The organism is Amylibacter sp. IMCC11727, assembly GCF_029854195.1.
Lineage (GTDB): Bacteria > Pseudomonadota > Alphaproteobacteria > Rhodobacterales > Rhodobacteraceae > Amylibacter.
Genome location: NZ_CP122960.1, coordinates 402,589 through 425,954, shown reverse-complemented (window position 1 = coordinate 425,954; position 23,366 = coordinate 402,589). Strand labels below are relative to the sequence as shown.

The window sequence follows — 23,366 nt, the reverse complement described above, 5'->3', positions numbered from 1 at the left end:
GGCGCTCAAAGCGCCCCAATTTACCTATTCCGCGATGTAACTTTTTATTCCGCCCCAAGCCATTAGGTCGGTGACTTTCCGTGCTTGGCAAACGGCGAGCGCTGAATTGCACACAATCGCCTTACATTCCTTATGTGCGTCACACAGCTTCATTGCATCCTCGCGCGGGAACGAACACTGTCCCTGTACGGTGGCTAGGTCGCATCCTGGACCACTTGCGATACAGCCGTCCGCGCTGCAATCAATTCCGTAGTCTTCATGCTGCGAATACCGATTCAACCCGACCAACCCGCCCTGACAGGACTGATCCGCATCAATGGATCCGGGCGCAAACATCGGCGCATAGGATTCCGACGAACATCCGTAATAATCCGTATAAATCTTTACCTGATCCCCATTGGACATGGTGTTGTTCAACGAATATTGCCAAATGCTTGCAATATTCAAATCCTTACGCTGCGTTTGATCATACCCAACCTTCAACGTTTTGGATCGCGTCATGCTTTCTGAGATATTCTCTGTGACAGACCGCGTAACACTTTCCATGCTTTCATGACTGATCGACACCTCCGAACTGAACCCTTCGACCTTCAAACCCGCCTTGATCGATTCTGTGACTTTATCCGAATGCGTCTTTGAATTCGTTTCAGAATCGGATTTTGCATTTGTGTTTGAAATAGTCTTGGCGAAATTGCACTCAAGCATGCGGCACAAAACCTCCCACTGGCCGGACGATTCACTCAACTTCAACTTTGGCCGAAGATCCTGAAAATTGACGACATTCATACGGCGAACAAGCTTGGCTCCGGCAAAATCATCGCCCCAGCATCTTTGCTTGCTGTTCAAAAACCGCGCAGTGGTTTGCAGAACGCCATCTTTGATGATTTGAAGGTTCAATTCATCTGCACAGAAATCGTTAAAATTCAGCAGCATTGCATCAATTTGCGTATCTGCCTCAAGCGAGAAAGCATCTATTGCATTTTCGCCCGTTGTGCCCAGCGCGAACGTCTTGCATGTGGGACCGACCTTCAAGGTTTTACCGTTAAACCCAAAAATATTGCCGTCATCGAGTTTGATGTTTGACGGTACATTCAACCCGAGTTTGATATCGCCGGCGCCAATCTTGGCGTCCAAATAGTATTTGGGAACAGTGTCTGTCGCACCAGCGGGCGCCTTGCGCACCACAACCATGAACCCGCTATCGGAATCAAAATTATGCCCTTGCGGAATGTTCAGGCACATCCGCGCCTCTAGCCCAGCAACGGCAGTGGTTGGCGCAACCAAGGCCAGCCCAAGCGTGATCAGCGCAGATGCCCCTACCCCTTGTTTGAAAAAATCATGCACAAAAATGCGCGGTTTACGAAAAACAGAAAATAGACGATGCTTCATGAAATGCCCCTTCGGCGTGTCCGTCTGATCAATGCTGTGTCAGATCGAATTGGGCAACGTTGGGGCGCGGAATGAAACAAGTCCACGTTTATTTACAAAATTACCTCTTTTTAACAAAATTACTTATGAAAAAGTAAAGTCATATCAAGAAATACTACCACCCAAACGACGTAGACGCCCACCAGCTTTCATAGAAATGCTTGCTGCCTTTTGGCAGGCGTTTGATGCGCACTGAATTCAGCAAGACACGCGTGCCTTTCGCAAAACGCACGGTGGCCAGCCCATTGCCATCTGTCTGCACCCGCGTTTGTTTCGTCCCGCCCTTTTTTGTGAACACATTGATCGGGTAATTCGGCATCGCTTTACCTTGCCACAGCAGCTTAATCGTCACAGATGTGTCCCCGTCATAAGGCGACCCTTGCACGACCAGCTCAAACGGCATCCCCATGGCACGATCCGCCCCCCCTTGATAGGGCCCAACCTGCACCAGCGCCTTTGCGTTGCGCGAATAAATCTCGGAAATATCCACCTCGGGCAGGCCATCCGCACGGTGCTGTTTTAAGACAAAATCGAGCCCCTCTGCCTTTAGATATGTGGCCAAAAGATCGGGTTTGGATTTGGTAAATTTCAAAGTGTCCGGAGTCGAATGATAGGCCAATACCTGCAAACCTGCCGCTGGCTCTTTATCTTTGTAAGCAGGCTTATCCCCGGCGGTCCCTTTGTACCCGCGTGTCTTACCACCCGCATTCACCTTAAAGGATTTGAACCGCTGTTTTAAAAACGGATATTCAGACCCGCCAAAATTCTGCCCCACCCGCAGCTCTACTTCCACAGGGCGACCTTCTTCCACAGTGTAGTCTTTGGCCTCCATCCAAAATTCGTGGGCCAGTGATGGACCTGCCAAAACAATTGCCATAAATAGACAAAAACCACGAAACTTGAACATAGAAGACCTCTTCAAAATGATGACATTCCACAGATATAGCGCGCTTCGCGTCTTTGCCATCCTTTTCGCCGTCCTCACGATGGCATTACCCGCACGCGCCCACGAAAATGTGCCTGCAATCATCGACGTAACCGTCGAAGGCCAAAACATTATCCTCAGCATCGAAGCGAACGTTGAATCGCTGGTGTCGGGTACCGCCGACGAAGACGTCAGCGGCGAAACCGAAGAAGGGGCCGCTGAATATTTACGCCTGCGCGATTTGTCTGCAGCGGACCTTGCCACAGCATATGCGCCTTTCGCAGACACATATCGCGACAGTCTGAAGTTGACTGTGGATGGCACACCCGTAGCCCTCACGGCACAGCCCGCTGAAATCCCAGAAACAGGGGATGTGGCCGTGGCGCGTTTTTCAACGCTCAGCTTTACGGCCACATTGCCAGATGACGCAGGCGAAATGACATGGACGTACCCGCCACAATACGGCGACAGCGTCCTGCGGGTTTTTGTGCCCAACAGCGCTGAATTTCCCGAACCAACACTGGCAGACTTTGTGCCACGCGCCACAACAGCCACTGTTGATCTGGGCAACATCAAGCCCCAAAGCCTTGGCGAGGTGTTCGTGGATTACATCATCGCTGGCTTTGACCACATTATCCCCAAAGGTCTCGATCACATCTTGTTCGTGATTGGTCTGTTCCTGCTGTCCACACAACTGCGCCCCTTGCTGGTGCAGGTTACAATGTTCACGCTTGCCCACACCATCACACTGGCGCTCGGTGCGCTTGGGTACGTAAACATTCCAGGCAACATCGTGGAACCGCTGATCGCAGCCTCTATCGTCTTTATCGCCGTGGAAAACATATTCACCGATAAACTCAACGCATGGCGACCCTTTGTCATCTTCGGGTTTGGCTTGCTGCACGGCCTTGGCTTTGCCTCTGTGCTTGGTGACTTTGGTTTGCCATCTGGCCAGTTCATCCCAGCCCTCATCGCATTCAACATCGGTGTGGAAATCGGCCAGCTTGCCGTGATCGCAATCTGTTTCTTTGCCGTAGGGCTCTGGTTCCGCCACAAAGATTGGTATCACAAAGTCATCGTAGTCCCAGCTTCCGCAGCCATCGCAATCTTGGCTTTCTACTGGGTGCTGGAACGCACAGGGATGCTCGGCTAACGCCAGTACCCCTACGAAAACAAGCCCACGCAGATCCGCTCTGCGTGGGTTTTTTAATGAGCAAACCTCAGGCCCCGATCAATGATCCGAATAAGGATCGAGTGAATCGCGCAACCCATCCCCAAGGAAGTTGAACGCCAACACCACCACAATCACAGGCAACATCGGGATCGCCGTCCACGGGTAAATCTCGATCGACGCAAGGTTTTGCGCGTCATTCAACATCACACCCCAACTCACCGCAGGGGCCCGCAGGCCGAGCCCAAGAAACGACAGCGCCGTTTCCCCCAAAATCATCGCTGGGATCGACAGCATCGCACTGGCAATCAAATGGCTGGCAAAGTTCGGCAGCAAGTGCTTGCGAATAACCCGTTCTGGCTTTGCGCCCATCATCTCGGCAGCCCGCACAAATTCTTCTTCACGCAAGGCCAAAAATTTCGACCGCACCGCACGCGCCAATCCTGGCCAATCGAGCAGCCCCAAAATAATCGAAATGATAAAGAACACCGCCACTGGCCCCCAATGGCTCGGCACGGCGGCTGACAAGGCCAACCACAACGGCAGCTCGGGCAAGGACCGCAAAATCTCGATGATGCGGTTCACGGTCCAATCCGTGCGCCCGCCAAAATATCCTGCAATGCCGCCAATGCTGATGCCCAGAATGAACGACACGGTAATGCCGATCAAACCCACCGTCAGGGACAACTGCGCCCCATACAAAATCCGGCTAAAGATATCGCGCCCCAACCGATCGGCACCCCATAAGAACACGGTGGCCCCTTCGGGCGCACAAAACAGATGCGTGTCAGATCGGATCAAACCCGCCAGCTTGTATTCTCGCCCTTCGCAAAAGAATTTCAACTTTGCGGGGCTTGTCGTGTCTTTGATGTATTTCCACTGGAAATTCACCAAATCAGGCTTGGCCGTGATCGGATACACATAAGGCCCGATGAACGACCCTTCGTGCCAAAAGTTGATGCTTTGGGGCTGCGCATACAGATGATCCGCATTGCGCTCGTTCGGTGTATAAGGCGAAATGAACCCCGCAAACGGCAGACTAACATAGGCCAAAAACAGGAAAATGCCTGAATAAAACCCCAGCTTGTGACGCTTAAACTTGCGCCAGATCAACAGCCAATTTGGCGCATCCAAATCTGGCCGATCCAGTGCTTTGATATCCTCATCCGCGTCATAAGGCGCATCGTCGATGAAATGTTTGTTCGCTTGGTCGGTCATTTGCGGCCTCCCATCCGAATACGCGGATCAAGCAGCATCAACAGCACATCCGAAATCATCGTCCCAATCAACGTCAGCGCGGCCACAAACAGCAAAATGAACCCTGCCAAAAACTGATCCTGCGATTTCAACGCCGTCAGCAACGCAGGCCCAATGGTCTGCAAACCCAACACAACCGACACCAAAACCGATCCCGAAATCAACGATGGCAACAGGTTGCCAATATCCGCCACAAACGGGTTCAACGCCATGCGAAACGGATATTTCAAGACCCGCTTCGTCGGTCCAACACCCTTGGCCCGCGCCGTATCGACATAAGGCTTTGACAACTCGTCCAGCATATTGGCCCGCAACCGCTGCATCATCGCCGCTGCCCCAGATGTCCCAATCACAAAGGTCGGAATAATCAGGTGTAGCAACACGGATTTTACCTTTGCAGGGGTCATCGGTTCTCCCTCAAACTCAGGTGCCATCAACCCACCAATAGGCAAGTTCAGATATTTATGGCCATAATAAAACAGGATCAGGGCGAGGAGAAAGTTCGGCGTCGCCAAACCCAAATACCCGATAAATGCAGACGTGTAATCCACCCAAGTTTTGGATTTCACCGCCGCCAGAATACCCAGCGGCAAAGCAACCACATACACAAACAGCACCGCTGCCACATTCACCAAAACCGTCAGCCACAACGCACCGCCAACGATTTCTGAAACGGGTCGGTCAAATTCAAACGACCAACCAAAATCCCCTTGGATAATGCCTGAAAATCCATTCGGCCCAGGAAAGAACCCCATCCAAATCAGGTACTGTTTCCACAACGGCTGATCGAGCGAATATTCACGCCGCAAAAACTCTACCTTGTCGATCCCATCCGATTGGCCTGTGGCCTGTAACTCGGCAATCAGGTTCGAAAGATAATCGCCGGGCGGCAGGTTCATGATGAAAAACACCAGCGCCGAAACCACCACCAGCGTGGCCAACATTGTGATGAACCGATAGACGGCATATTGCAGAATTTGCATTAGTTGATGCCCTGTCCGCTAAAGTAAAACTCGTCCATGCGATGAACTCCGAAATGCGCTCCAGGCTCCCAAGCCCACAAACCCACCTTTGGCACATTCTTCAGCTTTTTGGACACAACAACGGGTTGGGGCGCTTCTGATAAAATACCAATCGCGTACATTTCCTCCGCGTGGATTTTCAGCATCTCTTCCCAGATGGCGGATCGCTCGCCCTCATCCGTCGTCTTTTCCCATTGCTCAGACAACAACATCAAACGTGCTGGTTTAGGCATATCAATCGCTTCGCCTGCCTGACCACCAGTTTGATGATATTGCCCCCATTTTGGCCAGCTAAAGAAATCCTGCGCACGCGGCGCAAGATATTCTGGCGATGTCCCCGCCGTTGGAATGCCATTGTCCCAGCCAAACCAAACTGCGGCCATGGATTGCCCACTGTACACGTGCTGGCGCAAGATATCACGATCCAACGGTCGCATAACCATTTCAATCCCGATATCGCGCCACGTGTCTGTGATAATCTGCAAGGCGTTTTCCACCTCTTGGCGTTCCCCAGCGGTTTCAATCAAAATCCGCATAGGCCGCCCGTCAGGCAACACCCGAATGCCATCGGCACGCCGTTCAGTGTATCCCAAATCATCCAGAATTTTATTCGCCCGTTCTGGATCATATTCCGCGTAAGATTTCAGATTGTCTTCGTTGTAAAACGGGCTCACTGGCAAGGCCGTCATGTTGCCTTCTGATGCCAATCCAAAATACAGTGCGCGATTAATGATACGCCGATCAATGCCCAGCGATAGTGCGTGGCGAAAATCGCGATTGCGCAAAATCTCGGCCCAGATTGGATCGGCGTGGTTCAGGTTCGGGTAAATCGCAATTTGGCTCGCCGTCCCATTGGGCCACAGATAAACCGAATAATCTTCGCCCTCTGACTCACCTTTTTTCAACACTGGCACATCTTTGAAATTCAGCCCGCGCGATTGCAAATCTGACTCACCCGCATTGGTCTTTGCCGCCACAAGGCCTGCGCCCACGATGCTCATTTCCACCGTGTCGATATAGGGCAGCTGCACACCCTTCGCATCAATACGGTGGTAATACGGATTGCGCACAAACAACCGACGGCTTTCTTTACCTGTATCCGCAGGGATCCACGGCTGCAAAGTCGGCAAGCTTTGATTGTCGAACTTATACATATTGTCGCTTTTGTTGTGCAGCGCCGCCCAGCTGCGCACTTTCTTTTTGCGCACCGCTTTTTTCAATTTTGCAGGGTCAGCGTAATCCCCATGAAACTGTTTCAGGTAATGCCCAGGTCGATAGATAAACGGTGGCCGCGCCTGGGCCAGACGGGGCAAAAAGCCCGGGTTTGGGGCCTTCCAGATGAACATCACCGTGGTTTCATCTGGGAACAAAACGCGCGGATACTCTCCGTCCACTTTCAAAAAGGATGGCGGCCCCTTGGGTGCCAGCTTTTCGTTGTTAACCACATCTTCCCACCAATAACGGAACGCTTCTGATGTGAACGGTTCTCCATCCGACCACCGCATCCCCTTGCGCAGTTTGAACGTGAAAATCCGCCCTTCAGCCACCTGAACCGATTGCAAAATGTCAGGAACCAGCTCGTATTTTTCGTTATATCCCACCAGCCGTGCATAGCCATAAACCACCATCTGGCGCACGTCTTTGGACCGCGTGATCATCGTGCTCAGCGTACCACCCTGCTTGCCATAACTGCGGCCTTTGGCGGTCATATCCACCACATAAGGAGATTGCGGAATCCGCAACCCAATCGGGTCCATCGTCCCTGCTTCGACCTCAACCTTCCAAAAGTCGCTTTCCTGCAACTGAACCACCTGCGCCGATGCCATCATCGGTGCAGCAATCAGCGCGGCCGCTGCCACTATTTGTGTCCAAATTTTCATGTGTTCACCCGAACCATATGCCCTGGTTCCACTTCAACAAGATTGGGCATTTCATTGCCCTGCATCGCATAATCCTGCGGCCACGTGTGCGGATCCCCCGCACCAAGCGCCACAGCACGCAAATCAATCTTCTGGCTGGGGTCCGCTTCCAAACAGGCCGCAATCAACGCCTTTGTGTAGGGATGTTTCGGGGCAGTAAACAACACGTCAGGTGCAGCCTGTTCCACAATCCGCCCTTGCCGCATCACTGCCACTTCATCCGCAATCCGCGCCACCACAGCCAGATCGTGACTGATAAACAAATAGCTCAGACCAAACTCATCCCTGATCTCTTCCAACAGCTCCAGCACCTGCGCCTGCACCGAAAGATCAAGCGCCGATGTCGGCTCATCACACACCAGCAAAGACGGGTTCAATGCCAACGCCCGCGCAATGGACAAACGCTGCCGCTGCCCACCCGAAAACGCATGTGGGAAACGGCGCAGCATATTCTTGTCGAGCCCCACTTTTTCCAGCAACCACGCCGCGCGATCCTTTTGCTCGGACCGCGATCCAATGCCGTGAATAACCAACGGTTCGGTCAGCGTGTCGATAATCTGCATACGCGGTGACAGGCTCGAAAACGGGTCTTGAAACACCATTTGGGCCTCACGTTGGAATTTGCGGCGACCGCGCGCATCCAGATTGCCCACCTCCACAGGCGGCTCACCCTTTTTGGCCCAGTATCGAACAACACCGCCGTCATCATCTGCGGGCTGTGCGCCCAGCGCAATTTTCGCCACCGTGGATTTGCCCGATCCGGACTCCCCCACAATCGCAAAGGTCTTGCCTCGCTCCACCGTAAAGTTCACCGCCCGAACGGCTTCGATTTCGCGAGTCTTTCCAAAGAACGACCCTGATCGCGACAGGAATGTTTTGTTGATCCCTTCCAACTGTAAAACTGGGTCCTCAACAACCCGCGCCGCCGTTGGTTCCGCTTCGTGCGGGATCGCAGGGGCTGCCGCCAACAGTTTCTTGGTATAGGCATGACCAGGATTGCCGATCACATCGTCACACGGCCCGCTTTCCATCACACGGCCTTTGCGCAGCACCACAACCTTATCAGCAATATTCGCCACCACGCCCAAATCGTGGGTCACAAAGATCACTGCCATGCCGGTTTCTTCCTGCAACCCTTTGATCAGGTCCAACACTTGGGCCTGTGTTGTTACATCCAGTGCCGTGGTCGGCTCATCCGCAATCAACAAATCGGGCTTTGCGATCATCGCCATTGCAATCATTGCCCGTTGCCGCATCCCCCCTGACAATTCAAACGGATACGCGCTGAACGCCCGTTTTGGCTGTTTGAACCCAACACGTTCAAACTTCTCAATCACTTCCTTCTTCGCGCTGGCTTTGGAATGCCCACGATGCAGGGTCAAAACCTCTGCCACCTGATGCCCGATTTTATGCAGCGGCGACAGGCTGTGCATCGGCTCTTGAAAGATCATCGAAATCTGATCGCCCCGCACATCGCGCAAGGTACGTTCGTCCATGGAGAGCATCTCATAAGACTTATCGCCACTGGTAAACCGCGCGGTCCCCCCGTGAATAACTGCCGCTTTGGGCAAAACGCGCAAAATGGATCGACAAGTGATCGTCTTGCCTGATCCGCTTTCCCCCACCAACGCCAACGTTTCTCCGCGATTCACCGAGAAATTCACACCCGTAATGATTGGCGGGTTGTTCCCAAATCCAATAGACAAATCTTCCACCTGCAACAGTGGTTTTGTATCGGCAGTCATGCGCGTGTCCCGTTTCCCTGCGGCCTTCCCTGTGGCCACGGGTTCAGTAAACGCGCAGAATTCAAAAATAACAAGCGTTGCGCGGGATTTAGCCGATCACATTTGCCCCAATCCCATTACGATCACAGCCGCAAATCAGACATCTCTTTGGGCAGCACGTGCTTCAGATCGTAAATCACGCTGGGGTCTTTACACAGCGCCTGAATTTTCGCTGGATCATCCTTGGCAAAATCATCATGTGCCACCGCCAAAACAACCGCGTCATAGGCGCCTTGTTCTGGCGTTTTCAGCAAATCAATTCCGTAAATTGCCTTGGCCTCTGCAGGGTCGGCATTTGGATCGGTGACATGTACGTTGATGCCATATTCTTTTAACTCGGCAATCACATCCACCACTTTGGTGTTGCGCAGATCAGGGCAGTTTTCCTTGAACGTCAGCCCCATCACCAAAACATCGGCCCCTTGGATGGGTGCGCTTTTGCGGATCATTGCCTTAATCAGCTCAGACGCCACAACCTTGCCCATGTCGTCATTGATCCGGCGCCCTGCCAAAATCACCTCGGGGTTATAGCCAACCGCCTGTGCTTTATGCGTCAGGTAATAGGGATCAACACCGATACAATGCCCGCCCACAAGACCCGGCTTAAACGGCAGGAAATTCCATTTGGTCCCCGCGGCCGCCAACACATCCGCCGTATCAATGCCCAACCGATGGAAAATCAGCGCCAGCTCATTCACCAGCGCAATGTTCAAATCCCGCTGCGTGTTTTCAATCACCTTTGCGGCCTCTGCCACCGCAATGCTCGGTGCTTTATGCGTGCCAGCCGTGACAATCGCGGTGTAGAGCGCATCAACAAAATCCGCCGCCTGTGGCGTGCTGCCAGACGTAACCTTTACAATGCTCGGCAACCGCCGCTCCATATCGCCGGGATTGATCCGTTCGGGCGAATAGCCCGCCCAAAAATCTGCGTTATACGTCAGCCCAGACACCGCCTCGATCACAGGCACGCAATCCTCTTCTGTGGCACCCGGATAAACCGTGCTCTCAAAGATCACCACATCGCCTGCGCTGATCACTTGCCCCACTGTTTCGCTCGCAGCCAACAACGGGGACAGATCGGGCGTCTTGTAGTCATCCACAGGCGTTGGAACCGTAACAACATAGACGTTGCAATCGCGGATATCATCGAGCTCCGCCGTGAAAGACACTTGATCCGCCGCCGCAATTTCCGCAGCAGTGACTTCACGCGTGACATCGACACCATCCCGCAACTCATTGATACGGCTGGCATTCACATCAAACCCAACAGTCGGAAACTGCTTGCCAAACTCCACCGCCAAGGGCAGGCCGACATAGCCCAACCCAATCACAGCAATTTTCGCGTCTTTCAGTGTCAGCACGACAGGCTCCAATGATGCCTTACACATTGTAATAATCCCGATACCAGTCCACGAACGCCCGCACACCTTCGCGCACATTCGTTTCAGGGGTATAGCCCACCAACTGCTTCAGCAAATCACAATTCGCCCAAGTGGCGGGCACATCCCCTGGCTGCATATCCATGTAATTGCGCTCGACCTTCATACCGATTGCGGCTTCGATCTCTTCAACAAAATCCAGCAACCGAACCTTGTCACTGTTGCCAATATTAATCACTCGAAATGGCGCAGCAGGTGACAGGCTATCCCCATCCAGCGGTGTCCAATCCTCTCGTGCATCCACCTGCGGCGGCACGGCATCCACCAGCAACCCAATGGCCCGTACCAAATCCACCACATAGGTGAAATCCCGCTCCATATCGCCGTGGTTGAACACGTCAATCGGCTTGCCCTCCAGCCCGTTCTTCACAAACTTGAACAACGCCATATCAGGCCGCCCCCACGGGCCATAGACGGTGAAAAAACGGAACATGGTCACAGGCAACCCCCACAGATGCGAATACGAATGCCCCATATTCTCATTCGCCTTCTTCGTCGCCGCATAGAGCGTCATCTGCGTGTCCACCTTCTCGGTCTCATCAAATGGCATCTCTTCATTCGCGCCATAGACACTGGACGTGGACGCCATCAGCAAGTGATCCACTTTTAATTCCCGCGCTAACTCCATGATATTGAACGTCCCCATCACGTTCGTCTCCATGTACGCGCGTGGGTTTTCAATGGAATAGCGAACCCCCGCCTGCGCCGCCAAATGCACAATCACATCGGGCGCAAATTCCATCACCGGCGCTTCCAACGCATCAAACTCCCGAATGTCCACCTCAAGGCTCGCAAACCCCTCATTCTGGGACAACATCGCATGGCGCCGCTTTTTCAGGTTCACATCGTAATAATCCGACAGGCAATCGACCCCCAGAACTTGCCACCCCTGCGCCAGCATCAACTGCGCCAGATGAAACCCGATAAACCCAGCACTGCCCGTAATCAATATTTTGCGCATGTCTTAACCCTTGTGAAATCTTTCACACCTCTTACCTGTCCCCCAACGCAACCGCAATTCCCTTGCACCCCGCCACATTTTCGCTCAATTCTGCGGATAACAGGCAAGAAAAAGCACTCTAAGAGGCATAAGATGCAGTTAACCATGATCGGCACGGGCTATGTTGGCCTCGTTTCAGGCGTATGTTTTTCCGACTTCGGACACGATGTAATCTGCGTCGACAAGATGCCCGAAAAAATCACCGCGCTCGAAAACGGCGAAATCCCGATCTATGAACCGGGCCTTGACGAACTGCTCGCCCGCAACGTGGCCGCCGAACGCCTGTCCTTCACCCTCGACCTCGCAACCGCGGTGGCACAGGCAGACGCCGTGTTCATTGGCGTGGGCACCCCCACACGGCGCGGTGATGGGCACGCCGACCTCACCTATGTCTATGACGCCGCCCGCGAAATCGCCCGCGCGCTCAACGGCTACACCGTGGTCGTCACCAAATCCACTGTCCCCGTTGGCACCAACCGCGAAATTGAACGCATCATTCGCGAAGAAAATCCAGATGCCGACTTCGACGTCGCCTCTAACCCCGAATTCCTCCGCGAAGGGGCCGCGATCGAAGACTTCATGCGTCCAGACCGCGTGGTCGTCGGCGTTGAATCCGACCGCGCCACAGATGTCATGGCCAAAATCTACCGCCCGCTGGCCCTGCGCGAAGCCCCCATCGTCTACACCGATCTTGAATCCGCCGAGATGATCAAATACGCCGCCAACGCTTTCCTCGCGACCAAGATCACCTTCATCAACGAAATCGCCGCCCTGTGTGAAAAGGTCGGCGCAGACGTGAAATCCGTGTCAAAAGGCATGGGCATGGACGCCCGCATCGGCAACAAGTTCCTGCACGCGGGCCCCGGTTACGGCGGTTCCTGCTTCCCCAAAGACACCAAAGCACTCGCCCGCATCGGCCAAGAACACGCCGCCCCCATTCAAATCGTCGAAGCAGTTATTGATATCAACGAGGCCACCAAACGCCGGATGATCGACAAGGTGATGCAGCTCTGTGACGACAGCGTAAACGGCAAAAAAATCGCCGTCCTCGGCGTCACCTTCAAACCCAACACCGACGACATGCGCGACAGCCCATCCCTCACCATCGTCCCCGCACTCGTCGGCGCAGGCGCCAACGTCCACGTGGTCGACCCCCAAGGCCTCAAGGAAGGCGAAGCCCTCCTGCCCGGCGTCACATGGCAAGACGACCCGTACAAGGCCATGCGCAACGCCGAAGCCGTGATCCTGCTCACCGAATGGAACGAATTCCGCGCACTGGATTTAGAACGCGTGGTGAAAGTGATGAAAGACCCAAGAATGGCGGACCTGCGGAACGTGTATGATCCGAAAGATGCCGAAGAGGCTGGGCTAACGTATGTGAGTGTGGGGCGGTAGAAGAATTTATGGAAGAATCAATTTAAAGTATCCACAGTATCTCTAAAGGAGATGCTAATTTGGAAAAAACAGAATTCGAAAGCCTACTAACAACGATTTGTGAGCAACTAACAACTGAATGCAAACAGAGCAAAGAGCACCACAAACCCAGCCTTTTTGAGCAGCGAGTTCGACAAGTCATGAGTAAACATCTGGCTGGGACTGAGTTGGAAACTGCGCCAAATGTCGATCAAGGTTTTCCTGACATTGCCATTGGGAAATTTGGTGTCGAGGTGAAAGCAACTGAAAGTGACAAATGGCGCTGTATTGCAAATTCCGTTTCAGAAGGCCAACGTGCACTCGAAGTTGAACAAATCTATGTTGTCTACGGAAAATTCGGAGGAACACCCGAGGTTAGGTGGGCAGACTACGGTTCATCGATCATGCATGTACGAACTAGTCATGTTCCTAGATTTGAGATCGAAATTGGAACAGAAAGACCATTGTTTGAGAGCATGGGGACAACTTACGAAGAATTTCGATCTCGCTCAATGAATGACAAAATGCCATTGATTCGTGAATACGCACGTGCACGTTTGAAAAAAGGCGAAAGGTTATGGTGGTTGGAAAGTGAAAACCCAGACGAACCAACGCGTACGTTGCCACTCTTGTCTGACGTCAGGGCCTTTGGGACAGATTTGAGGAATTGAACAACGGAGGATTTCTGGTTCATCGTAACCTTCATGGAGTGAAGATGAACAAGAAATCCGGAAGCAGCAAAGCGTCTGCAGATAAATTGGTAAAGAACATCCGCCGCAAGACACGTCAAACCTATTCGGCGGAGGAGAAGATCCGCATTGTGCTGGCAGGGATGCGTGGAGAAGAAAGCATCTCAGCGTTGTGCCGTCGGGAGGGCATCGCGGAGAGCCTGTATTACAGCTGGTCGAAAGAATTCCTTGAAGCAGGCAAACGCCGTCTATCTGGCGATACGGCGCGTCAGGCCACATCCCCTGAAGTGAAAGAACTACGCTCAGAAGCTATGGCCTTGAAGGAATGCGTGGCCGATCTGACGCTTGAGAACCGGCTTCTCAAAAAAAGCATGACAGGGGCTGGGGAGTTCGAGGAATGAGATACCCTGCGTCTGAGAAGCTGGAGGTCATCCGCACCGTCGAGGGATCACATCTGCCAACCAAGCAGACCCTCGACATGCTGGGCATTCCACGCACCACATTCTATCGCTGGTATGATTTATATCTCGAAGGCGGGTTTGACCGGCTGGCTGACAAATCGCCATGCCCTAAATCCGTTTGGAACCGCATCCCCGATGATCGTCGTGACGACCTGATCGCGTTTGCGCTGGAACACGAGGCGCTGAGCACGCGCGAGCTGGCAGTCAAATACACCGATGAAAAGCGGTATTTTGTCTCAGAATCATCAGCTTATCGCATTCTCAAGGAAGCCGACCTGATCACAGCACCAGACTACGTGGTGATCAAAGCAGCCAACGAGTTCACGGATAAAACCACCGCCATCAATCAGATGTGGCAGACAGACTTCACCTACTTCAAAATCATTGGTTGGGGGTGGTATTATCTGTCTACGATCTTGGATGATTACAGCCGCTACATCATCTCATGGAAACTGTGTACAACCATGCGGGCCAGTGATGTGACCGAGACGATTGAGCGCGCTCTGACAGCATCAGGCTGTGACCAAGCGGTTGTTCGGCACAAACCACGCCTGCTCAGCGATAACGGATCGTGTTACATATCTGGCGACCTGGCCGAATGGCTGGAAGGGCAAAATATGGATCATGTCCGTGGTGCTCCGTTCCATCCACAGACCCAAGGCAAAATCGAACGATGGCATCAAACGATGAAGAACCGAGTGCTGTTAGAAAACTACTATCTGCCCGGCGATCTCGAGCGCCAGATCGAGGCCTTCGTCGACTATTACAATAACCGACGATACCACGAGAGCCTGAACAACGTCACACCCGCCGATGTCTACTTCGGCCGCGACAAAGCCATTCTGAGAGAAAGGAAGAGGATCAAGAAACAGACAATCAAACAACGTCGCTTGCAACATCAGAAACAAGCAGCATAATCAATCACACTAACGAGCCAGAGCCTCCAATGCTCAAGCCGCTCTGATGTCCCACTTTATATGACAACGGACACTACAGGCAATTTTATTCGCGACGCTACAAGTCGGATACAATCTCAAATGAAAAACGCTGCACTATATCTTGAGGATGCCCTATTTTTAGAGTATTGGGGAGTGGTGCCAGAACCAGCTGACAGAATTTCCGAATGGCTAATTCGTGCTGACCGAATTGCTACTGATTGGACGCCTTCAGAGGAATTATTTTTGGAAGACAAAATTAACCAAGATCATCCAAAAAGAGATGACAAATAGTTTAGCTTCAGGAGAACCAAGTGCAGAAGAAATTCAAAGTTGTTTCGATGTTTAGTGGGTGCGGCGGCATGGATTTAGGTCTTTTGGGTGGCTTTGAATTTTTAAAGAAGAATTTTGCAAAACAACCATTCAAAATAGTCTGGGCGAACGACCTCAACGCGTACGCATGTGACACATACAAATACAACCTTGGACACTCGATTCACGTTGGGGATGTTTGGGATCATTTTGACAGCTTACCTGAGCATTGTGATCTAGTTGTTGGGGGATTTCCTTGTCAAGATATTTCCATCAACGGCAAAAGGGCTGGCGTTTCTGGAGAGCGAAGTGGGCTCTATAAAGCAATGGTGCAAGCCGTAGACAGAATGAAACCTAGCATGTTTGTTGCTGAAAACGTTCGAGGTTTACTCTACAAGTATAATGAAGAGTCCTTGAAGCAAGTGTTACAAGACTTCTCCAACTTAGGCTACGAAGTTTCTTATAAACTGTATCATGCCGCTGACTTTGGTGTGCCCCAAAGGCGTGAGCGTGTATTCATCGTAGGAGTAAAGAACAACGCAACCTCTTTTACTCCACCTATGGAGTTTTTAGATAAACACTCATGGATAACATCGCGTGATGCAATAGGTGACTTAGAGGTTAGAGAGCAAGATGCTGAATTTAACCATATATGGTCTTTGGCACGTAAAAGTAGTGACCAAGGCGGTAGAAGACTAGATCCGACAAAGACTTCGCACACAATCAGAGCTGAATGCCATGGCAATAACCAATTTCACTACTGCCTACCAAGACGTATTTCAATGAGGGAAGCAGCAAGGTTTCAAACCTTTCCTGACAACTTCATATTCAAAGCGAAACTCCGAGAGACTGAAAGAATGATCGGTAATGCCGTACCGCCAGTTTTGGCTTGGCATCTTGCGAACAGTCTTAAAGATACACTTTCACAAATCGAAGCTGCATCAACAAAACAGATCGCAGCAGAATAAACTCGTCCATCCCCCACCTCACAACGCCGTGTATGGGCAAAGTCTGGTACGTTTCTGGCTAGTTTGCTTTTTTCCACAAAACCCGTCTGGCCCCCAAACTTTACCCCACCGTGCGCCCTTACGTGCGATAGAAATAATACCGATCGGGTGCGATGTGGTCTGGTCCTTTTACGGCGTCGAAACCCACCAGCGGCTGGCCTGACACGATCACCCCGCTTGGGGCCATGATCTCGGCGATCAGGGGGCTGAACCGTGCTGCTTCTTCCACGTCTTTTTCCTTCACCCCAAACCCAAAATCATAGTGCGAAATCAAGATTTTAGCGCCTATTTTCTTAAGTCGTTCAAGACCCTCTTCGGCCTCGCCTTGCAAAAAGTCCTCCTCAGGCGGCACACAGCTCGGGTGGCATTGCAGCACGCGGTCCATGACCCACAGCCGCCGCTCTGGCATAATTTCCCGCATATGATCATAAGTCCGCCCATTCCCAAGCCCCATGTCGAGCGCATCGCCCTCCACGCCCTTGATCAGGCTTGCGGCCCAATTCAACCCGTCCCGCTGCGCCGTGAACCGCCGCAACATACTGTCTAACCTGCTCATTTCATTATCCTTTCATTAGTTCTTGGGCGGTCCAAATCCGTGTTGGACCCTTGGCAAATGCCGTTAAAAACTGTTCGCAGAACGCCCAAATCGCGGGGTCATGCACCAGATGATGGGTCAAAAATCCAAACGGCTCGCTGTTGTCCGCCCGACCCAAACGCCGATCCTGCAAGCTGCGTACCGTGTGATCCAAAATCGGCTCCAACGCCACCACGGATCGCGCACCGCGCCAGTCAATCGGATCAACATGCGTATTCACTTGTTCCAAACCGTCGGCAGCGTTTTTTTGGCGGCGGGGTGTAAAGGTAGAAAACCCCGTGTAACCAATATCTTGCAGGATGCTGAGAAAGTCGTGTGCGAACCGATTCCATGGGGGCACAAACATCGGCGCTAGGTCATCACCAAAAGCATCTCGAAGGGTCTTGTGCCCCGCGACCAATTCCGTTTGAACGGCGACAAAGGATCGGTTTTCTGGGTATTCACACTTCTTCGCAGGCGCATCCGCGTGGTTTTTATGGGCAAAACCATGGGCAATCGGGATCAAGGTTGATTTGGTTACAAAAGAGGCCAAATCAGGCTGCAAATCATTGGGAATAACGGCCAGATGAACAGGGATTTCCACCCGCTGGGACAGGGACAACAAATCATGCAAAGCCGGGGTCACCGTGACCGCATCATCATCGCGCCACCAGAACGGCAGGATCAGATCAGCCGCGCGCCATGCGTCAAATTCTGCTTCTAACGCCTGCCAATTCATCGCATCGCCGCCAGCTTATTTTCTACGCTTTGAACCGTTTGCGCAGCCCCTTGAAACTGTCCTTCCTCCATTGGCCTTACATCCATCGCACACACAGATCGCAGCGCTGCAGACAGTGTTTCACCATTGGCGTCACTGGATTTAATCACCGCATATCCATCCGTTTTTGATAGGCTTTCGGCTCGCAACGTCTGTTCCACTTCGCCCCCCGCATCAAAGGGGACAAACACCGCAGGCAGACCGCTTTGCAAAACATCCAGTGCCGTATTGTAGCCGCACATGCAAATCGCCGCTTTGGCTAAGGGTAACATCTGGCGGAAATCGGGGCGGGTCGGCTCAATGGTCACATTGTCCGATAGGCCTTCATCAAACAGCGCTGCGATGTTGGATTGCGCCGCCGCACCCCCGACCAAAACACGATACGGCGTGTCTGGGTCCAGCGCGGCTGCCTGTAGCGCGGCGCGAAACAGGCCCATGCCCACATCACCGCCACCTGCTGTGACCAGCACCTCCCCTGTGCCAACACCTTGGGGATGAGCAGGGGCCAATTCTGGGGCTACATACCCTGTATAAAGCAGTTTTTCGCGCAGCATATTCGTTACGGGCCAGCTGACATCAAGCGGCGTGATTTCACCAACCGAATGTACCAGAACGCCATCGTAATACCCTGCGATCACCGCTTCGGTTTCCAGTGCCTTTTTCGGCTTGGAAGGTGGGGCGAGAATATCACGCACACTGCACAGGATCAGCGGTTTTGGCGCCATATCGCGCGCGGTGTTCAACATCGCCAGAAACTCGGCCTTCAAAACGCGGCGACCAAACGGATATAACTCGGTGATGAAAACATCAGGGCGCACCTTGGTCAAAGTGTTGATCGCGGCCCGCTTTCGTGCCTGCAAATACGTGTCATCGACTGGACCATTTTCACACAAAAGATCAGTGAAATTCACACCGTCCGATTTGACAGGCGGCAGTTGATGCAGGGTGACCCCATCCGTAGGCAAATGCGCCACTGGCATGCCGCCAGACATCACATGGGCTTCATGGCCTGCCGTCCCAAATGCGCGCGCAAGGGTCAGCGCACGGCTTAGATGGCCCGTGCCCAACAAATGCGTCACACTGATCAAAACGCGGGCCACTTAGCGCACCTCCAGCCGAATAGGATCACCGCTTGCCTTCAGCACACCATCCTGCATCTGCATTACAAACAGACGGTTGCGTTTGATCTGAAACGGCGCGGGGCCAGAGAAATCCCACCCCGTGGCTTGCGCCATTAACACACGCATGATCCCGATATGACACACCGCAATCGTATCCGTTTTCAATGTGGCGACCCAAGGGGCCAGACGGGCCCAAACATCGCGCGGGCTTTCACCATTTGGGGGGCGATAATCCCAGCCCCAGTCTTCGATATCGCGAAAACCAGAGTTCGGGTCTGCTTTTAATGCGATCCCTTTCTTGCCTTCCCAATCGCCCCAATCCATTTCCGTTAAGGCTGGCACGGTTGCAGGTTCACGATCCGCGATCAAACGCGCGGTTTCCACCGCACGCAGCAAAGGGCTGGCCACCAGATCCGCCTGCTCCCACTCCGCTGGTAATTTCAACTTGGCCAAGTCCGCGGCGGCTTGGTCTTCTAGCGCGATGTCAGTGCGGCCTTGGATTTGACCCGCACGGTTCCACGGCGTGTGGCCATGGCGGATAATGGCGAGTTGAGTCATGCAGCCCCCGTTTTGAATGCCAGTGTGGACCGCAGAGTTTGCACGGCAGAGCCACGTAGATGCGCATTGGAAATAAAATTTCGATGGGCGTTTGCATCCATCGAATTGGTGAATGCCGCTTCAATGGCCGCAGCAAAGGCCTGCGCATCATCTTGCGGGGTCAGCGTGCTGGCAGAGCCAACCACATCACGCACACCAGGGCGATCTTCTGCAACCACTGGAATGCCGTTGGCCTGTGCTTCGAGATAAACCATTCCAAAGGCTTCGTTCACACCGGGCCACACAAAAACATTCGCTTTTTGCATCTGCTGCGCAACGCCTTCGGCGGGTAATTTGCCAAGGAAAGAGACTTTGTTTCCGAACGGAGCGAACAACGCACGCACGGCATCTTCTGCCGTACCATCCCCCACAATCGCAAGCGTCCAATCGGGCGTTGTGACATGATGCAAAGCTGCGGCAAGGTTCGTGTAAGATTGCAGCTTATCCCCGTGCCGAAACATACCAACCGCCAACAGAGCCTTAGCCGCCTTGCCCACAGTTGGATCAGGCAAGTCATCTTGGTCCAAGAATGGTTTTAGATGCAGTAAAGATTGCTCCGCTGGTTTGTCACGATTCAAGGCAAAGTGATCGTGTTGGGTGAAATAGTAAATCACACGGGCCGCATCGCAAGCCGCCTCTGCTCTCTGAGCAAACGCAGCCCATGGGCCGTTCAACCTTTTGGACGCGCGACTTGCTTCGATCACATGATACGGGATGTTCAATGCCGCACAAACCGCTGGCCCAATCAGATCAGGCGCTTTGTAATAATTGTGATAGGTTACCCACGCATCCCAACCGCCAATGTTAATCAGGCGCTCAACTTCACCGTTCGCCTGTTCAATCAGATTGGCTTGCACCGCTGCATCCCCCGCCCCATCGCGGCTGCGCAGCTCTGACACCAGATCAACGGTGCCAATCGCTGACAGGGCATTCATCACCCCACGGGCTATGGTACGATCCCCCGATGGTGTCTCATGTCGCGGGGATTTCAGAGGAGCATAAAAAGCGATGTTTGGCGTCATGCCAGCAGCGCCTTTAATCGTTTCGACAATTGCGCGATGCCAGCATCTACACCAAAGTCCGCTACCAACCGATCATAGGCCGCATCGGCAAACCGCGTCCGCAAGTCTGAATCCTGAGCCAAATCGACCATGGCCTGTGCCATGTCTTGCGGAGCATCTTCGACAAGCAAACCATGGGTGCCCGATGTGATAAACTCTGGGATTGCAGATACGGGCGTGGATAGGATCGGCAGCTTTTGCGATGCGGCCTCCATCAATACATTGGGAAGGCCATCGCGGTCCCCGTCATCGGCAATCCGCGACGGCAAGACAAACACATCATGGCTGCGCATTGCCGCGACCACCTCTGGCTGGTCACACGCACCGCGCCAATCAATACGGTCCAGCACACCTTTTTCTTGTGCCAAGGTTTGTAATTCATCTTTCAAACCACCGCCGCCAATATGGGTCCAGTGCCAATTCATATCCGCAGGCAACAAGGCAAAGGCTTCGATCAGACGATCAAATCCTTTCTTCTCCACCAAACGCCCAACGGACAGGATGCGAAACACATCTGATGGGTCCCGCGCATCGGGCGGCGCTGGAAAACGATCCAGATCAAGACCGTGATACAACAATTCAACGCGACTTGCGTCTTGGGCCATGGCTTGCAAATGGGTCGAGCCAAAACCCGTGCAGGTCACCCCAAAGGCCGCGCCGCCAACGCCTGTTTCCAGCTTTTCCTCAATCTCCCAATCAGGGGAAGTCCAGATGTCTTTGGCGTGGGCGGAAAAGGACCAATCAATGCCCATCATAATTGCGGCATACCGCGCCACAGACGAAGGTGTGTGTAAGAAATGGGCATAGAGCCCACGTGTTTCTGGTGGCAATTCAGTGGCCAGAACGCAGGCCTGCCCAAAGCGCCGCACACGGTTGCGTGTGGGATCGCGCCACAAATCGCGCAACCAGATTTTGCGAGCAGTTTTATAGCCTGCCAACCGCCGCGCCTTGGCCCATGCACGGGTTACACGGGCGGGTTCTTGGTGCAGGTATTCTGGCAGGTATTTCACATCTGCCGTGATCTGATCGTGCAACGGGTGGCGTTTTTTGTCGGTTGGAAACCGCAAAGACCAAATGTCGAAATGGTGGCCTGCCTGCTCCAGTGCCAATAATTCTTGGGCGATGAATGTTTCGGATAAACGCGGCCAACCTTTGACCACGACCGCCAGTTTGGGTGCTGTTTCAGCGTGAAGAGCCGTCATTCCGCCGCTTTCGCCCCTTTGGGGTGCAGCAAGGAGTCCACACGGTCCACAATGGATTGTAATCCGTCCAACAGATCAGGGAACTGCCCGACGCTCGGCGGGTTTTGATCCGGCAACGCACGAATGGCATCCACCATCACAGAGGTGCCAAGCCCGTCACGATCAGGGTCGAGCATCCGAACAAGGTTCAACTGTTCCGCACGGGCCGCGCGGATGTATTGTTCCAACCGTGGTCGTTTGCGCGGCATGATAATGGCGGGTTTGTCGAATGACAAAATTTCGCAAAAGGTATTATATCCACCCATGGCGATGACACCCGTGGCCCCTGCAATCAGGTTTTCCATCTTGCTGTTAAAACCGAGCGAAACAACACGCCCATCCAGTTTGGCCACACGGTCTTCGAATTGGGTTCGTGTGTCGCCTGACAAAAACGGTCCATAAATAATCTGTGCTTTTGGTGACAGGGTTGGGTCGGATTCGTAAGCACGCAGCACTTGATCCACCAACTTTTCACCATCGCCACCGCCACCTGGGGTGACCAAGATGTAGGGTTCAACGGATGTGTCTGGCGTGTAATCCCACGTTTCACGGCGCAAGTATCCCGTCCAGTGCATCCGCGATTTCGCGGATTTTGGCACGTCCAGCCCATGCAGCGGGTTATAGATCGACTTGAGCCCGTAAACCCAAATGTCATCGTAATATTTCAGCATCGCATCAAGCGCGCCTTTGCGTTCCCATTCTTCGGCCAAGGCTTCGCCTTCATCCAGAACATCGCGCAAACCAAGAACGATCTTGGTAGAGGTTTCTTTTTGCAGCCACTTTAAAGTGTCTTCCAATTCGCCCCGAAACCCAGTCGGCTCTTTGTCGACAATCACCAAATCAGGTTCGAACTTTTCCACGGCTGTGCGGATCAAACCCGCCCGCAATGCCGTTGTTTCATCAATGTCCAGCCCCAGTGCTTCGGATGCGTAAGTGCCGTCTTCCAACTTTGTGACCCCTGGCAAACGGATGTGGTCCACCCGATCAGGAAAGGTAAAACGCCCCGCAACTGGTGATCCTGTAAGGATAAGTGCGGACAACCCCGCATCCGCAGCCGTTAACGCACCCGCGATGGTGCGCGAACGGCGCAAGTGGCCCAGCCCAAACGTATCGTGGCTGTACAAAAGCACGCGCGGCGGTCGATCCGCCTTTTGCGCTTTGAATGCTTCAATCGCCCCCATGACGGTCACCTTTTTCTAGTGCAGCAGCAAAGTCGGAATTGAACCGACAAG

General features: G+C 53.1%; 21 protein-coding genes. 6 read left to right on the top strand and 15 right to left on the bottom strand.

Going from position 1 to position 23,366, the window contains the following annotated elements; translation table 11 throughout:
• Positions 1–24: 24 nt before the first annotated feature.
• On the bottom strand, positions 25–1,389 hold the full coding sequence (locus QBD29_RS02235; RefSeq protein WP_280099711.1) for a hypothetical protein: 1,365 nt from the start codon (positions 1,387–1,389) through the stop codon (positions 25–27).
• Positions 1,390–1,543: 154 nt separating this feature from the next.
• Positions 1,544–2,335, bottom strand: a complete 792-nt coding sequence (locus QBD29_RS02230; RefSeq protein WP_280099710.1) for a DUF4198 domain-containing protein — start codon at positions 2,333–2,335, stop codon at positions 1,544–1,546.
• 79 nt (positions 2,336–2,414) lie between these two features.
• Here QBD29_RS02230 and QBD29_RS02225 point away from each other — a divergent pair, with 79 nt between their 5' ends.
• A complete protein-coding gene (locus QBD29_RS02225) occupies positions 2,415–3,506 on the top strand; it encodes a HupE/UreJ family protein (RefSeq protein WP_280099709.1) in 1,092 nt (363 codons plus the stop codon).
• A gap of 78 nt (positions 3,507–3,584) precedes the next feature.
• Here QBD29_RS02225 and QBD29_RS02220 read toward each other — a convergent pair whose 3' ends face one another.
• The 6 genes from QBD29_RS02220 to QBD29_RS02195 form a co-directional block, all read right to left on the bottom strand.
• The gene (locus QBD29_RS02220) at positions 3,585–4,742 is read right to left on the bottom strand and encodes an ABC transporter permease (protein WP_280099708.1); all 1,158 of its coding nucleotides are present in this window, start codon (positions 4,740–4,742) and stop codon (positions 3,585–3,587) included.
• Positions 4,739–5,764 carry an ABC transporter permease gene (locus QBD29_RS02215; protein ID WP_280099707.1) on the bottom strand — a complete coding sequence of 342 codons (1,026 nt, stop codon included), beginning with the start codon at positions 5,762–5,764 and terminating at the stop codon, positions 4,739–4,741. Before QBD29_RS02215 ends, QBD29_RS02220 begins: the two co-directional genes overlap by 4 nt.
• Positions 5,764–7,683 carry an ABC transporter substrate-binding protein gene (locus tag QBD29_RS02210; RefSeq protein ID WP_280099706.1) on the bottom strand — a complete coding sequence of 640 codons (1,920 nt, stop codon included), beginning with the start codon at positions 7,681–7,683 and terminating at the stop codon, positions 5,764–5,766. The genes QBD29_RS02215 and QBD29_RS02210 overlap by 1 nt, the downstream gene beginning before the upstream one ends.
• Positions 7,680–9,467: an ABC transporter ATP-binding protein gene (locus QBD29_RS02205; protein ID WP_280099705.1), complete on the bottom strand. Its 1,788-nt coding sequence runs from the start codon at positions 9,465–9,467 to the stop codon at positions 7,680–7,682. The genes QBD29_RS02210 and QBD29_RS02205 overlap by 4 nt, the downstream gene beginning before the upstream one ends.
• A gap of 122 nt (positions 9,468–9,589) precedes the next feature.
• Complete coding sequence (gene tviB, locus QBD29_RS02200) at positions 9,590–10,894, bottom strand: Vi polysaccharide biosynthesis UDP-N-acetylglucosamine C-6 dehydrogenase TviB (protein WP_280099704.1); 1,305 nt, start codon at positions 10,892–10,894, stop codon at positions 9,590–9,592.
• A complete protein-coding gene (locus QBD29_RS02195) occupies positions 10,887–11,906 on the bottom strand; it encodes an NAD-dependent epimerase/dehydratase family protein (RefSeq protein ID WP_280099703.1) in 1,020 nt (339 codons plus the stop codon). The genes tviB and QBD29_RS02195 overlap by 8 nt, the downstream gene beginning before the upstream one ends.
• Before the next feature lie 132 nt (positions 11,907–12,038).
• Between QBD29_RS02195 and QBD29_RS02190 the strand changes: the two genes are divergently transcribed.
• The 5 genes from QBD29_RS02190 (at position 12,039) to dcm (ending at position 16,723) form a co-directional block, all read left to right on the top strand.
• A complete protein-coding gene (locus QBD29_RS02190; RefSeq protein ID WP_280099702.1) occupies positions 12,039–13,340 on the top strand; it encodes a UDP-glucose/GDP-mannose dehydrogenase family protein in 1,302 nt (433 codons plus the stop codon).
• Positions 13,341–13,399: 59 nt separating this feature from the next.
• Positions 13,400–14,029, top strand: coding sequence for a hypothetical protein (locus QBD29_RS02185; protein ID WP_280099701.1), 630 nt, complete (start codon positions 13,400–13,402; stop codon positions 14,027–14,029).
• 44 nt (positions 14,030–14,073) lie between these two features.
• A protein-coding gene (locus tag QBD29_RS02180) for an IS3 family transposase (protein ID WP_280098781.1) occupies positions 14,074–15,425 on the top strand; the annotation gives its coding sequence in 2 pieces (ribosomal slippage) (positions 14,074–14,410 and positions 14,410–15,425; 1,353 coding nt in all).
• A 120-nt stretch (positions 15,426–15,545) separates the two neighbouring features.
• On the top strand, positions 15,546–15,737 hold the full coding sequence (locus QBD29_RS02175; RefSeq protein WP_280099700.1) for a hypothetical protein: 192 nt from the start codon (positions 15,546–15,548) through the stop codon (positions 15,735–15,737).
• Between the two features lie 20 nt (positions 15,738–15,757).
• A complete protein-coding gene (gene dcm, locus QBD29_RS02170; protein ID WP_280099699.1) occupies positions 15,758–16,723 on the top strand; it encodes a DNA (cytosine-5-)-methyltransferase in 966 nt (321 codons plus the stop codon).
• Positions 16,724–16,841: 118 nt separating this feature from the next.
• On the opposite strand, the gene QBD29_RS02165 is transcribed toward dcm, so the two are convergent.
• From QBD29_RS02165 to QBD29_RS02135, 7 genes are read right to left on the bottom strand one after another with little or no spacing between them, the layout of a single operon-like run.
• Positions 16,842–17,318: a class I SAM-dependent methyltransferase gene (locus QBD29_RS02165; RefSeq protein ID WP_280099698.1), complete on the bottom strand. Its 477-nt coding sequence runs from the start codon at positions 17,316–17,318 to the stop codon at positions 16,842–16,844.
• Between the two features lie 4 nt (positions 17,319–17,322).
• Positions 17,323–18,075 (bottom strand): polysaccharide deacetylase family protein, encoded by a 753-nt coding sequence (locus QBD29_RS02160; RefSeq protein WP_280099697.1) that lies wholly within the window; start codon positions 18,073–18,075, stop codon positions 17,323–17,325.
• Positions 18,072–19,214 carry a glycosyltransferase gene (locus QBD29_RS02155; protein WP_280099696.1) on the bottom strand — a complete coding sequence of 381 codons (1,143 nt, stop codon included), beginning with the start codon at positions 19,212–19,214 and terminating at the stop codon, positions 18,072–18,074. Before QBD29_RS02155 ends, QBD29_RS02160 begins: the two co-directional genes overlap by 4 nt.
• Complete coding sequence (locus QBD29_RS02150; protein ID WP_280099695.1) at positions 19,215–19,793, bottom strand: histidine phosphatase family protein; 579 nt, start codon at positions 19,791–19,793, stop codon at positions 19,215–19,217.
• Entirely contained in the window at positions 19,790–20,854 is a 1,065-nt protein-coding gene (locus tag QBD29_RS02145; RefSeq protein WP_280099694.1) for a glycosyltransferase, read from the bottom strand. Before QBD29_RS02145 ends, QBD29_RS02150 begins: the two co-directional genes overlap by 4 nt.
• On the bottom strand, positions 20,851–22,095 hold the full coding sequence (locus QBD29_RS02140) for a glycosyltransferase family 4 protein (protein ID WP_280099693.1): 1,245 nt from the start codon (positions 22,093–22,095) through the stop codon (positions 20,851–20,853). Before QBD29_RS02140 ends, QBD29_RS02145 begins: the two co-directional genes overlap by 4 nt.
• The gene (locus QBD29_RS02135; protein ID WP_280099692.1) at positions 22,092–23,315 is read right to left on the bottom strand and encodes a glycosyltransferase; all 1,224 of its coding nucleotides are present in this window, start codon (positions 23,313–23,315) and stop codon (positions 22,092–22,094) included. Before QBD29_RS02135 ends, QBD29_RS02140 begins: the two co-directional genes overlap by 4 nt.
• Positions 23,316–23,366 lie beyond the last annotated feature (51 nt).

Excerpts from the sequence above, each read along its gene's own strand:
- QBD29_RS02235 (WP_280099711.1), bottom strand. The coding sequence starts at position 1,389 with ATGAAGCATCGTCTATTTTCTGTTTTTCGTAAACCGCGCATTTTTGTG.
- QBD29_RS02230 (WP_280099710.1), bottom strand. The coding sequence starts at position 2,335 with ATGTTCAAGTTTCGTGGTTTTTGTCTATTTATGGCAATTGTTTTGGCA.
- QBD29_RS02225 (WP_280099709.1), top strand. The coding sequence starts at position 2,415 with ATGGCATTACCCGCACGCGCCCACGAAAATGTGCCTGCAATCATCGAC.
- QBD29_RS02220 (WP_280099708.1), bottom strand. The coding sequence starts at position 4,742 with ATGACCGACCAAGCGAACAAACATTTCATCGACGATGCGCCTTATGAC.
- QBD29_RS02215 (WP_280099707.1), bottom strand. The coding sequence starts at position 5,764 with ATGCAAATTCTGCAATATGCCGTCTATCGGTTCATCACAATGTTGGCC.
- QBD29_RS02210 (WP_280099706.1), bottom strand. The coding sequence starts at position 7,683 with ATGAAAATTTGGACACAAATAGTGGCAGCGGCCGCGCTGATTGCTGCA.
- QBD29_RS02205 (WP_280099705.1), bottom strand. The coding sequence starts at position 9,467 with ATGACTGCCGATACAAAACCACTGTTGCAGGTGGAAGATTTGTCTATT.
- tviB (WP_280099704.1), bottom strand. The coding sequence starts at position 10,894 with ATGTGTAAGGCATCATTGGAGCCTGTCGTGCTGACACTGAAAGACGCG.
- QBD29_RS02195 (WP_280099703.1), bottom strand. The coding sequence starts at position 11,906 with ATGCGCAAAATATTGATTACGGGCAGTGCTGGGTTTATCGGGTTTCAT.
- QBD29_RS02190 (WP_280099702.1), top strand. The coding sequence starts at position 12,039 with ATGCAGTTAACCATGATCGGCACGGGCTATGTTGGCCTCGTTTCAGGC.
- QBD29_RS02175 (WP_280099700.1), top strand. The coding sequence starts at position 15,546 with ATGAAAAACGCTGCACTATATCTTGAGGATGCCCTATTTTTAGAGTAT.
- QBD29_RS02165 (WP_280099698.1), bottom strand. The coding sequence starts at position 17,318 with ATGAGCAGGTTAGACAGTATGTTGCGGCGGTTCACGGCGCAGCGGGAC.
- QBD29_RS02160 (WP_280099697.1), bottom strand. The coding sequence starts at position 18,075 with ATGAATTGGCAGGCGTTAGAAGCAGAATTTGACGCATGGCGCGCGGCT.
- QBD29_RS02150 (WP_280099695.1), bottom strand. The coding sequence starts at position 19,793 with ATGACTCAACTCGCCATTATCCGCCATGGCCACACGCCGTGGAACCGT.
- QBD29_RS02145 (WP_280099694.1), bottom strand. The coding sequence starts at position 20,854 with ATGACGCCAAACATCGCTTTTTATGCTCCTCTGAAATCCCCGCGACAT.
- QBD29_RS02140 (WP_280099693.1), bottom strand. The coding sequence starts at position 22,095 with ATGACGGCTCTTCACGCTGAAACAGCACCCAAACTGGCGGTCGTGGTC.
- QBD29_RS02135 (WP_280099692.1), bottom strand. The coding sequence starts at position 23,315 with ATGGGGGCGATTGAAGCATTCAAAGCGCAAAAGGCGGATCGACCGCCG.